This is a genomic window from Bradyrhizobium sp. JR3.5, assembly GCF_054057015.1.
In genome coordinates, this window is the sequence record NZ_JBSRYV010000002.1 from 6,154,702 (window position 1) to 6,165,858 (window position 11,157).

Sequence of the window (11,157 nt, forward strand, 5' to 3'; positions counted from 1 at the left end):
GGGCTGGGCAATGACGGCGACCGAAGCGTCGAATGACGATGTCGCAGGAATGCTGCGCGATTCCTTGCGCCGCTTCCTCGACGAGCATTGGCGTTCGCGCGGCGCAACGGCGTCGTCCTCGCCGGACGAAGTGTCGGCGATCTGGCGCAAGCTGGTCGGGCAAGGCGTCGCCGCGCTTGGTGCAGAAGGTGGCGAAGGCGGACTCGCCGAGATTCTTGTCGTCATGTCGGAGCTTGGCCGGGCCGGATGTCCGGCGCCGATGTGGTCTGCGGCGCTCGCCAATCTTGCGATCTCCGGATCGCAGGTCGACGTCGTGGTGGATCTGCTGGAGCGGCTGCATTCCGGGAAGGCGATCATCGCCTTCTCGTTTGGTGCGCTGGACCCCGACCCTGGCACGGGCTCGATCCAGGTCATGGACCTCAGGGCAACAGGTGTGCTCCGCTTTGTCGAGGCCGCGGGAGGCGCCACGCATCTTCTGGTCGCGCTCGATCAAGCCCATCTTGCGCTGATCGATCTTGGCGGTCCCGGTGTCGAATGCGTTGCGACCCGCGCGATGGGGGCATGGGGGCTCTCCGAGGTCAGGCTGAACGCAGCGCCGCTCACGTGCATTCCCGTCGGGATGGTCGATCTGGACGATCTCCGCACCAAGGGCAGAGCGGCGTTGACCGCGCGCGCTTACGGCGCGGCGCGGCGGGCGTTTGAGCTGGCGGTGGACTACGCCAAGGAGCGGCACCAGTTCGGACAACCGATCGGCAAGTTCCAGGCCATTCAGCACAAGCTGGCCAACTGCCTGATCGCGCTCGAAGGCGTCAGGCTGATCCTCGAGCATGCCGCCAGACTGCACGATGGCGGCGACGACGACTGGCGCTACTTCGCCGATTGCGCATCGGCGTTCTCCGGCAATGCGCTGCGGCAGGTCTCGCTGGAGACCCAGCATACATTCGGTGCGATCGGCTATGCGGAGGAGCACGAGGCGCCGATCCATTTCAAGCGCGTGCACCTCGATACGATCGCGCTCGGCGGCGCCTCGGATGCGAAGTGCAGACTTGCCGCGCGACTGTTGGATGCGGGTGGCGCCGGGTTGCCGCAATACAACCTCGGGTCCGCCGGAAATGCGTTTCGCGAGCAGATCCGGCTCTGGCTCACGCAAAACTGGACCGGAGACACAAAGCAGGCGTTCGACCAGAGGCCATTCGCCAAGCGCGAGTTCGATGCGAGCTTCGCCCGAAATATCGGCGAGACCGGATGGATCGGGCTCGGATGGCCGGAGCAGTTCGGCGGCCAGGCACGCTCTCCGCTGGAGCAGATCGCCTTCATGGAGACGATGGAGCGGGGCGAGGCGCCGCGGATCGGTGCGGCGATCCAGGCCAACGCGTTGATGATGTTCGGCACGGCAGAGCAGCAGCAAAAATATCTTCCGGAAATCCTGCGCGGCGAAGCCATGCACGGCATGGGTTACAGCGAACCGCAGGCGGGCTCGGACCTCGCGGCGCTGCGCACCAGTGCGATCAGGGACGGCGAGCACTGGGTGATCAACGGCCAGAAGATCTGGACCACCACCTGGTGGGGCAAATACATGTTCCTCGCCGCGCGAACGGACAAGGATGCAAAGCCGCCGCATGCCGGCATCAGCATGTTCATCGTGCCGATGGATGCGCCGGGCATCACCATCCATCCATCCGTCACCATGTATGACGGTACGTTTGCCAACATCTTCTACGACAATGTCCGCATTCCCGCCGAGAATTTGGTTGGCGAGGTCAATGGCGGCTGGAAGGTGCTGACCGGCGCGCTCGCCTTCGAGCGAGGGCTGGTCGGTGGCGGGATCGTCCTGAAGGTCGCGCACGCCTTCGAACAGCTGCGTTTGCATGTGATGGCGAGACAAGGTGAGCGGTCTCTCGCCGATGACGTCCGCGACAGGATGGCGACCCTGGCATCCGAGATCGAGATCGGTCGTCTATTAATGATGCATTGTGCCGAGCTTGCCGCCGACGGCATGACGCCGCCGGAATATGGCGCGATCAGCAAGGTGTTTTCCGGAGAGCTGATGGAGCGATTCGGCGAGGCCGCGCTCGACATTCTCGGCATGCGCGCCGCGCTGTCCGAACAGATGCCGGGCGCGATCGACAATGGCCGCTTTGAGCAGAACCTGCGGCATTCGCTGATGTGGGTCATCAGCATCGGGACCAATGAGATTCAGCGCAGCCTGATCGCGCAACGCGCGCTCGGGCTGCCGAGATAGGATAGATCGGATGCAGAAGGATGGCGACAGGGCGCCGCTCGCCGGGGTGCGGGTGCTGGACTTTTCCATCATGGTGGCGGGGCCGTATTGCGCGCGGCTGCTCGCTGACGTCGGTGCCGAGGTGATCAAGATCGAGCCGCCGGAAGGCGACGACATGCGGCTGCGGACGCCGCTGCGCGAAGGCCACAGCACCTATTTCGGCCAGCTCAATGCCGGCAAGCGCAGCCTGGCGCTCGACCTGAAGAACGCCGATGCCATCAAGCTCGTGCATCGCATGGTCGCGGAGGCGGACATTCTCGTCGAGAATTTCCGCCCCGGCGTCATGGACCGCCTCGGCCTTGGCTACGAGGCACTTCGCGAAATCAACCCGCGCCTGATCTATTGCTCGATCTCGGGCTATGGCCAGACAGGCCCCGCCGCCGAGCGGGCCGCTTACGCCATGATCGTGCACGCCGAGAGCGGATTCGATACCTCGCTCATGCGCTATGCCGGCGACCGGCAACGTCCGGCCGCCGGCGCGATCTTTGTCGCCGACATCCTCGGCGGCATCTTCGGCTATTCCGCGATCCAGACCGCGATGGTCCAGCGCGAACGCACCGGGAAGGGGCAGCGCGTCGATGTGGCGTTGTTGGATTGCATGCTTAACCTGCTGGTCTACGAGCTCCAGGAAGCGCAATTCCCGATCCGCTCGCCGCGTCCGACCTATGGGCCGGTGCGCACGCGCGATGGTGATATCCTGATCGCTCCGGTCACGCCGCGCAATTTTGCAGCGCTATGTGAGGTGACGGGGCAGGACGAACTGGCGAACGATCCGCGCTTTGCGACCATTCCGGCGCGCGGTGCCAACTGGACCGCCATGATGCAGGTGATCGAGCAATGGACCGAGCGCCACACCGTCGCCGAATGCATCGCGGCGTTGGATCGTGCCGGTGTTCCCTGCGCCGAGTACCGGACGCCGGGCGCGGCGCTGACCGATGCCCATCTGCGTCAACGGGGCGTGTTTGGGACGGTCTCGGATGGCGCCGGCGAATTCGTCGGCGTCAATGCGCCGTGGCAGATGTCCGGGGCCGATACGTCGATCGGAAGTCAAGTTCCCGGGATTGGCGCGCAGCGCGACGATGTGCTGTCGCGGATCCTGGGATTGTCGCCGGACGCAATCGCGGCGCTCGCCGCTGCGGGCACGTTTGGCAGGGCGCAGGCCTAGGCGGGGCGCCGGCGATCTCAGGTATCGGACGGAGCGTCCGGCGGCGGAGCTTTCGCGATCGCCAGCAGACATTTCAGGAAATGCGCGCGGTCTTCCTTGCGCAGGGGAGCCAGCATGATGTTTTGCAGCTCGGCGGCCGCGGGGATGACGGCCAGAAGCGCTTCCTCTCCCTTGGCGGTGATCTGCACCTGGAGCGAGCGGCGGTCGTCCGGATTGTTCTTCTTGGAAACCAGCCGGCGTGCAACCATCCGCTTCAGCATCTCGCTGAGCGTGTTGCGGTCGCAACTGATTCGTTCCGCCAGCACCGAGGGGGTGAGAGGACCCAATTGGTACAGCGCCATCAGCACGCCGAACTGCCGCGGCGTGATGTCGCTCTGGCGCGTCATGCTCTGATAGAGCCCGTCGTAGCGGGCCTCCAGCAGCCGCAGCAGAAATCCGACGCCGCCTTCGAGTTGCCAGTCGCGGGCAATGTCCGTCGCCGAGTTCGCCTTCATACCCTTGTCGGCTGCCATGCCGTCGTTGGACTCCGATTTTTCGAATTCGCGTAGCCGTTAGCAGCTTGGCCTGACGTCCTCAACCCTGCGGTGAACCGCACCCCGGCCTGTTCCCGGCACGATGCAACTGCTTTCGGCCTTGTCACGCATTTGGCAATGTAGTACGTATACGTATCAAATGCGATGCCAATACATCGTTCAGGGGGGTTGAACTTGGACCTGCGTGAGCTGCTGTCGATTCCCTATTTGCTCGAGGCTGAGGCGGTCGAAACCGAGCCGGGGCACTGGCGGGTTCGCCTTGCCTATCCGGAGCTGCCGGGATGCACGGCGGAAGCCGCCGTCGTCGAGGACGCACTGCGGGAACTGGAGCGGCGGCGCATCGAATTGATCGTCGGCCTCGTGGAGGAGGGCAAGCAGCCTCCCATTCCGCGCAAGCCGCTCACCGCATCCGATCCACTCTGGACCGCTCAGGATCTCGGACTGTCTGACCGTGTCGCCGCGCTTCTCGGCGGCGCGGCGGGCCCGGCCACACGCAATTGAAGGAGGCAAACCCATGCTCTCGCGCGAAGACAATGAACGCCTGGTGAGGGTCGGGAAGGGAACGCCGCTCGGCGACCTGTTTCGGCTCTACTGGATTCCCTTCCTGCCGTCGGCCGACCTCGCCAAGGACGGACAGCCGAAGCGCATCCGGCTGCTCGGCGAGGATCTGGTCGCCTTCCGCGACACCGAGGGGCGGGTCGGGCTAGTCGACCAGGCCTGCCCGCATCGCGGCGCGCCGCTGATCTTCGCACGAAACGAGGATTGCGGGCTGCGCTGCGTCTATCACGGCTGGAAATTCGACGTCACCGGCGCGGTGACGGACATGCCGGCCGAGCCGGTGCGGAGCCGCCTCAAGGAGCGGGTGCGGATCAAGGCCTATCCCTGCAAGGAGCGCAACGGGATGATCTGGACCTATATGGGTCCCGACCAGGCCGAGCTTCCGCCGCTGCCGAACCTCGAATGGAATCTGGTGCCAGCCGAGCAGGTGCACATCTCGATTCGCGTCCAGGAGTGCAACTGGCTGCAGGCGGTCGAGGGCGAGATCGACTCGGCGCACGGCCCCGCTGCTGCACGGTCGGCTGGACGCCCAGGGCACGACGAGCGCCTGGATCCAGAAGCGCGACCTGCGGCCGACCTTCGAATGCATCAAGCAGGACTTTGGCATGAGCATCGCCGCGCGGCGCAATTACGATGCCAACACGCTGTACTGGCGCGTCAATCAGTTCCTGCTGCCGTTCTATACGCTGGTGCCGCCGCTGTCTCCGTTCCCGGATCTGAGCGGGCACGCCTGGGTGCCGATCGATGACGAGAACACGCTTTGCATCATGTTCTCTTATCATCCGTCGGAGCCGCTGCTGGAGAAAACGCGGCAGGTCTTCGCCGAAGGACACAAGGGCCGCGAGAGTGGCCATGCCAGCCGCCACGCGCTGGTCCAGCACCCGGTGACGGTTCCGTATGCAGGCTACTGGACCAAATACAATCCGCAGAACGGCTTTCAATTCGACTACGAGGCGCAGCGCACCACATGGTTCTCGGGCCTGCCGGGGCTCTGGGTGCAGGACGGAGCCTGCCAGAGCGGCGTCTCGCCGATCTTCGATCGCACCAGGGAGACGCTCTGCTCGAGCGATACCGGCATCGCGATGACGCGGCGCTTCATTCTGGAAGCGCTCGGCGCCTATCGCGATCACGCGATCAAGCCCAAGGGTGTCCTGGACCCCGACGTGTTCATGGTGCGGGCGGTGTCGCTGCGGCTGCCGCCGGAGGATTCCTGGGTCGATGTCGGCGCGCCGTTCATGCGGGCGAAGCTCGGCGCCGATTTCGGGTACGAGCTGTGAGCGCATCCCGCCATGGCTGACGTGACGCAGGACGTGCTGGTCAAACGCATCGGCTACGAGGCCGAGCGGATCAATTCCTACGAGCTGATCGCGCGGAGAGGCGGCGAGCTTGCGCCGTTCACCGCCGGCAGCCATATCGACCTGCATCTGCCGAACGGCATGTTCCGCAGCTACTCGCTGGTGAACGATCAGCGCGAGCGGCACCGGTACGTGATCGCGGTCAACAAGGATGCCGAGAGCCGCGGTGGCTCCAGCTTCATCCACGACTCCGTGAAGGTCGGCGACATCGTGACGATCTCCGGGCCGCGCAACAATTTCGCGCTGCACGAAGCGGCAGAGCATTCGGTCCTGATCGCCGGCGGCATCGGCATCACGCCATTGCTGTCGATGATCCGGCGGCTGGAGGCGCTCGGACGCCGCTGGGAGCTGTTCTATGCCGCGAGGACGCGCGCCGCCGCCGCATTCCTCGACGAGCTCGACACATTCCGATCCGATCTTCGCTCCAGGATACATCTCGATTTCGATGACGAGCGATCGGGGCGTCTGTTCGACCTGCCGGCGATTGTCGGAAACGCGCCGGCCCACGCGCATCTTTATTGCTGCGGTCCGGCGCCCATGCTCTCGGCATTCGAGGCAGCGGCGGCCGATCGGCCTTCGGATCGCGTACATGTCGAATACTTCCAGGCGCGGGAAGCGCCCGCTACCGAGGGCGGCTTCGACGTCAAGCTCGCGCGAAGCAACCGCACGATTGCGGTCGAGCCCGGCAAGACGATCCTCGATGCATTGCTGGATGCCGGCATCACCGCGAACTACGCCTGCACCGAGGGGGTCTGCGGCACCTGCGAGACGCGCGTGCTCGAGGGCACGCCGGATCATCGCGACCAGTTCCTGAGCAAGGAAGAGCAGGCGGCGAACAAGAGCGTCATGATCTGCTGCTCGGGCGCCAAGTCCCGCACGCTCGTGCTCGATCTCTAGGACAACAACATACGACGGGTGGAAGCAATGAAGTATCTTTCGCATATTGCCGGAATGGCCCTGCTGGCCGTATGCGCCAGTTCGTCCGCGTCGGCGGACGCTGCGCGCTCCCTGAGGATCGGCGTGCTCAACGACGCATCCGGCCCTTATTCGGACAATGCCGGGGAAGGTTCGGTGACGGCGGCCAGGATGGCTGCCGAGGATTTCATGCGGCTTCACCCGGACTTCAAGGTCGAGATCGTCTCGGCCGATCATCAGAACAAGGCGGATGTCGGCGCGGCAATCGCGCGCCGCTGGATCGATCAGGAGAAGGTCGATGCGGTCGCCGACGTGCCGAACTCGGCCGTCGGGCTCGCCGTCAACGAAGTCGTGCGCGGCACCAAGGCGGCGCTGATTGCATCGAGTGCGGCGTCCTCCGATCTGACCGGGAAATACTGCTCGCCCAACACGATCCAGTGGACCTTCGACACCTGGGCGGCCTCGCACACGATCGGTGCCTATCTCGTGCGTCACGGCGGCAAGAAATGGTACTTCATCGCGACCGACAATGCGCTCGGCAAGTCGATGGTGCGCGACGGCACGGCCGTGATCGGCGCCGGCGGCGGCACCGTTCTCGGGTCGATCAATGTGCCGATCAACAATGCGGACTATGCGTCGTTCATCCTGCAGGCCGAGAGCTCCGGCGCCGATGTGATCGCGTTCGCGACCGCCGGCGGCGACACGGTCAGCCTGATCAAGCAATCCGCCGAGTTCGGGCTGAAGCAGAGCGGACGCACCTTCGCGGCGCTGTTGACCACCACCAACGATGTCGAGTCCAGCGGCCTTGCGGTCGGGGAGGGGCTGATCATCACCCAGCCGTTCTACTGGGACCTCAACGATGCCAGCCGCGCCTGGTCGGCCAGGTTCAGCGCACGTCAGCACGGGCAATCGCCGACCGCCTTTCACGCCGGCGTCTACTCCTCCGTGCTGGCCTATCTCAACGCAGCGTTGGCGGCACGAACCAACGACGCGCCGGCCGTGATCGAGAAGTTGAAGGAGAAGCCGATCGACGACGCCTTGTTCGGGCCGGTCGTGGTGCGCGCGGACGGCCGTGCCATTCACAACATGTACATCTTCAAAGTGAAGAGCCCGAATGCGTCGAAGAGCAAGTGGGACCTTCTGGAGCAGGTCGGCGTTCTCACAGGGCCGGAGGCATTTCGGCCGCTCGAGCAGGGCGGATGCTCGCTCGTCGAGCCTCCGAAGAGCAATTGACGGCGACCGCCGCGCCCCTCGGATCAACCCTTCTCAAACTGACGGACCTCCCGATGCTGGATCAGCTTGAAGCCGACTTCCCCGAGCACACGCCGCGCCCCGTCGATGCGCCAAGGGCGCTCGAGGGGATCCGGGTAATCGACTTCTCGCATTTCATCGCGGGACCGTTTGCGACCATGATCCTTGCCGACATGGGCGCCGAGGTGATCAAGATCGAAGCGCCGGGCCGCGGTGACGATTTACGCCGCTATCCCCCGGTGCATCCCGATCTCAGGCACGGTGCGCCGTTCCTCTGGACCAACCGCAACAAGCGCAGCGTCGCCCTCGATCTCAAGTCCCCCGAGGGCCTGAAGGTCGCGCGCGAGCTGATCGCGACGGCGGACGTCCTGGTCGAGAATTTTTCGGCTGATGTGATGACACGGCTGGGGCTCGACTATCAGAGCTGCCGCAAGATCAAAGCCGAGATCATCTATTGCTCGGTGTCGGCCTATGGCCGCGACGGGGCATTTTCGGACCGGCTTGGCTTCGATCCGATCGCGCAGGTCGAGAGCGGCTTCGTGTCGATGAACGGCTATGCCGACCGCGAGGGCGTGCGCGCATTGTCGCCGGTGATGGATATCAGCACCGCGATGATGGCAAGCAATGCAATCCTCGGCGCGCTGTTCGCGCGGGAACGCAGCGGGCAGGGCCAGGCCATCGAGGTGTCGTTGTTCGAGAATGCCGTCCTGATGACCGGCTACGCGACCATGCAGTCGCTCTTCAGCGGCGCCGATCCGAAGCGAAGCGGCAATACCAGTCCAGACACCTGTCCGTCGGGTGTGTTCCTGGCCAGCGATTGCGCCTTCTATATCAACTGCGGCAACGACAAGATCTTCCAACGCCTGATGGCGCAGGTTCTCGAGCGCGAGGATCTCGCCGCGGCCGAGATCTATGCAACCGGCCCCGATCGGATCCGCCGTCGCGAGGAGTTGTTTGCGATTCTCGGCGATGCCTTTGCCCGGCAGCCCTGGTCGCACTGGCAGTCGCGGATGCGGGCGGCCGGGGTGCCCTGCGGTCAGGTGCGCACCGTCGGCGAGGCGATCCGTTCCCCGGAGGCGAGGGAGCGCGGGATCGTCACCCGGATCCCGCACGAGACGCTGGGTTGGGTGCCGAACGTAAACCTGCCGATCCGCTATTCGCGAACACCGATCGTTGATCCCGTTGCCGCACCAGCCATCGGGCAGCACACCGAGAATGTCCTGCGTGAGTTGCTCGGCTACGACGAGGCGGAGATTGCGCGCCTCGCCGCAGGCGGGGCTTTCGGCAGCCAGCCCGCGCGACAGGATGCCAAGTCGTGACGGCGCGCGCGCGAGACGAGCGGACGCTGCGGGGCCGTGTGGCTGTCATCGGGATCGGTGAAACGGAATACTATCGCCACGGCGCTTCTCCCGACCCGGAATTCAAGCTCGCGCTGAAAGCCATTCTGGCGGCGTGCGAAGATGCCGGGCTCGATCCGCGCAAGATCGACGGCTTCTCGTCCTACAGCGATGATCGCAGCGAGGCCTCGCGGCTGGCCGCGGCGCTGGGTACGTATCGACTGCGTTCAGCGACCATGCAATGGGGTGGAGGCGGCGGCGGTTGCTGTGCTGCGGTTGCCAACGCGGCAGCCTCGATCGTCGCGGGCCTCGCCGATTGTGTCGTGGTGTTCCGCTCATTGGCGCAGGGCCAGTATGGCCGCTTCGGGCGGGCGGGCGGGATCCACACGGTTTCGGGCGAGCGGTCCTACCTGATGCCTTACGGTGTGCTGGCGCCGCCGCAGCGCTTTGCCATGCGGGTGCAGCGCTACATGCACGAGCATGGCGTGCGACGAGAGGCGTTGCGCGCGATTGCGCTCGCCTCCTATCACCATGCCCAGGCCAACCCGCGTGCCGTGATGCACGGCAAGCCGCTGGACGTCGAGAAATACGATGCCTCGCGCTGGATCGTGGAGCCCTTCCATCTCTATGATTGCTGCATGGAAAATGACGGCGCGGCGGCATTGTTGCTGGTATCGGCAGAGCGCGCCGCGGAATTCCAGCACAAGCCGGCCTATCTGCTCGGTGCGGCCTTCGGATCCGGACATCGCGCGGCGGCGACGGCGCACAACGCGCCGCTCTACGCCACGGCGAGCTTCGACACCGTCGCGCCCGATCTTTACCGCATGGCCGGAGTAGGGCCGTCCGATGTCGGCGTGGTCCAGGCGTACGAGAATTTCACCGGCGGTGTCGTGATGGCGCTGGCGGAGCACGGCTTCTTCAAGCCGGAGGAGGCCAACGACTTCCTGACATTCGACAACCTGATCGCGCCGTCCGGGCGGCTGCCGCTCAACACCAGCGGCGGCAATCTCGCCGAATGCTACATGCACGGTTTTGAGCTCGTGCTGGAAGCGGTTCGCCAGGTGCGCGGCACCTCGACGAGCCAGGCTCGACGCAGCGACGTCGCAATGGTCATCGGAGGTCCGATGGTCTCTCCCGCGAGCGACCTCATTCTGGGTTCGGAGGCCACCATATGAGCAAGCCGAGCGCGCGCTATCTTCCGGCGGGCCTGCCGATCCCGGTCGCAGAACCTGACGGCCTGTCTGCGCCTTATTGGGAGGGATTGCGTCAGGGCAAGCTGCTGGTGCAACGCTGCAGCCGCTGCAGAACGTGGCAGTTCGGACCGGAGTGGCTCTGTCACCACTGCCACGCCTTCGATCCGGCATGGACCGAAGTCGCGCCGCGCGGCCGGATCTTCAGCTGGGAACGCGCGTGGCATCCGTCGCATGCGGCGCTGAAAGGGCATGGACCGTACATCGCGGTGCTTGTCGAATTGCCGCAGGCTGGCGGCATTCGCATGGTCGGCAATCTGCTCGGCGATCCCGAACAGGTGGTGACAATCGGCGCAGATGTCGAAGGGGTCTTCGAGCATCACCTGGACTCGGATCCGCCTTGCTCCTTGCTGCAATGGCGCCGGCCGTAGGTTTCTTAGGAGTTACTGCTCCATCCCTGCGCTCGATACGGGCAATCGATCGCGCGTCTACCGGAGATAGATGGTCCTTGGATCGCTGCACCTGTGATGCGTCGCGGGTGACATCCGGTTTGCCTGCTTTCGCGTCAGCGC

Annotated in this window: 10 protein-coding genes and 1 pseudogene; 10 read left to right on the plus strand and 1 reads right to left on the minus strand. The window is 65.0% G+C overall.

What is annotated here, in order from left to right; all coding sequences use genetic code 11:
- Nucleotides 1–10: 10 nt before the first annotated feature.
- Together ACVWW1_RS46165 and ACVWW1_RS46170 are read left to right on the plus strand one after the other, a co-directional pair.
- On the plus strand, nt 11–2,242 hold the full coding sequence (locus tag ACVWW1_RS46165; RefSeq protein WP_456660469.1) for an acyl-CoA dehydrogenase family protein: 2,232 nt from the start codon (nt 11–13) through the stop codon (nt 2,240–2,242).
- 10 nt (nt 2,243–2,252) lie between these two features.
- Nucleotides 2,253–3,446 carry a CaiB/BaiF CoA transferase family protein gene (locus ACVWW1_RS46170; RefSeq protein ID WP_456660470.1) on the plus strand — a complete coding sequence of 398 codons (1,194 nt, stop codon included), beginning with the start codon at nt 2,253–2,255 and terminating at the stop codon, nt 3,444–3,446.
- A gap of 17 nt (nt 3,447–3,463) precedes the next feature.
- Here the strand turns inward: ACVWW1_RS46170 and ACVWW1_RS46175 are convergent, their stop codons facing one another.
- The gene (locus tag ACVWW1_RS46175; RefSeq protein WP_456660471.1) at nt 3,464–3,958 is read right to left on the minus strand and encodes a MarR family winged helix-turn-helix transcriptional regulator; all 495 of its coding nucleotides are present in this window, start codon (nt 3,956–3,958) and stop codon (nt 3,464–3,466) included.
- 195 nt (nt 3,959–4,153) lie between these two features.
- On the opposite strand from ACVWW1_RS46175, the gene ACVWW1_RS46180 reads away from it, so the two are divergent.
- The 8 genes and pseudogenes from ACVWW1_RS46180 (at nt 4,154) to ACVWW1_RS46215 (ending at nt 11,016) form a co-directional block, all read left to right on the plus strand.
- Complete coding sequence (locus ACVWW1_RS46180; protein WP_456660472.1) at nt 4,154–4,480, plus strand: hypothetical protein; 327 nt, start codon at nt 4,154–4,156, stop codon at nt 4,478–4,480.
- Nucleotides 4,481–4,493: 13 nt separating this feature from the next.
- A pseudogene (locus ACVWW1_RS46185) lies at nt 4,494–4,985 on the plus strand (Rieske 2Fe-2S domain-containing protein); the annotation flags it as partial.
- Nucleotides 4,986–5,124: 139 nt separating this feature from the next.
- Nucleotides 5,125–5,814 carry a hypothetical protein gene (locus ACVWW1_RS46190; RefSeq protein ID WP_456660826.1) on the plus strand — a complete coding sequence of 230 codons (690 nt, stop codon included), beginning with the start codon at nt 5,125–5,127 and terminating at the stop codon, nt 5,812–5,814.
- Between the two features lie 12 nt (nt 5,815–5,826).
- Nucleotides 5,827–6,789, plus strand: a complete 963-nt coding sequence (locus ACVWW1_RS46195) for a PDR/VanB family oxidoreductase (RefSeq protein WP_456660473.1) — start codon at nt 5,827–5,829, stop codon at nt 6,787–6,789.
- A gap of 27 nt (nt 6,790–6,816) precedes the next feature.
- Nucleotides 6,817–8,040 carry an ABC transporter substrate-binding protein gene (locus ACVWW1_RS46200; protein ID WP_456660474.1) on the plus strand — a complete coding sequence of 408 codons (1,224 nt, stop codon included), beginning with the start codon at nt 6,817–6,819 and terminating at the stop codon, nt 8,038–8,040.
- Between the two features lie 53 nt (nt 8,041–8,093).
- A complete protein-coding gene (locus ACVWW1_RS46205; protein WP_456660475.1) occupies nt 8,094–9,377 on the plus strand; it encodes a CaiB/BaiF CoA transferase family protein in 1,284 nt (427 codons plus the stop codon).
- Nucleotides 9,374–10,570 carry a thiolase C-terminal domain-containing protein gene (locus ACVWW1_RS46210; RefSeq protein ID WP_456660476.1) on the plus strand — a complete coding sequence of 399 codons (1,197 nt, stop codon included), beginning with the start codon at nt 9,374–9,376 and terminating at the stop codon, nt 10,568–10,570. The genes ACVWW1_RS46205 and ACVWW1_RS46210 overlap by 4 nt, the downstream gene beginning before the upstream one ends.
- Nucleotides 10,567–11,016 carry a Zn-ribbon domain-containing OB-fold protein gene (locus tag ACVWW1_RS46215; protein WP_456660477.1) on the plus strand — a complete coding sequence of 150 codons (450 nt, stop codon included), beginning with the start codon at nt 10,567–10,569 and terminating at the stop codon, nt 11,014–11,016. Before ACVWW1_RS46210 ends, ACVWW1_RS46215 begins: the two co-directional genes overlap by 4 nt.
- Nucleotides 11,017–11,157: the final 141 nt, after the last annotated feature.

Coding starts and splice junctions, on each gene's coding strand:
- ACVWW1_RS46165 (WP_456660469.1), top strand. CDS start 11: ATGACGGCGACCGAAGCGTCGAATGACGATGTCGCAGGAATGCTGCGC.
- ACVWW1_RS46170 (WP_456660470.1), top strand. CDS start 2,253: ATGCAGAAGGATGGCGACAGGGCGCCGCTCGCCGGGGTGCGGGTGCTG.
- ACVWW1_RS46175 (WP_456660471.1), bottom strand. CDS start 3,958: ATGGCAGCCGACAAGGGTATGAAGGCGAACTCGGCGACGGACATTGCC.
- ACVWW1_RS46195 (WP_456660473.1), top strand. CDS start 5,827: ATGGCTGACGTGACGCAGGACGTGCTGGTCAAACGCATCGGCTACGAG.
- ACVWW1_RS46200 (WP_456660474.1), top strand. CDS start 6,817: ATGAAGTATCTTTCGCATATTGCCGGAATGGCCCTGCTGGCCGTATGC.
- ACVWW1_RS46205 (WP_456660475.1), top strand. CDS start 8,094: ATGCTGGATCAGCTTGAAGCCGACTTCCCCGAGCACACGCCGCGCCCC.
- ACVWW1_RS46215 (WP_456660477.1), top strand. CDS start 10,567: ATGAGCAAGCCGAGCGCGCGCTATCTTCCGGCGGGCCTGCCGATCCCG.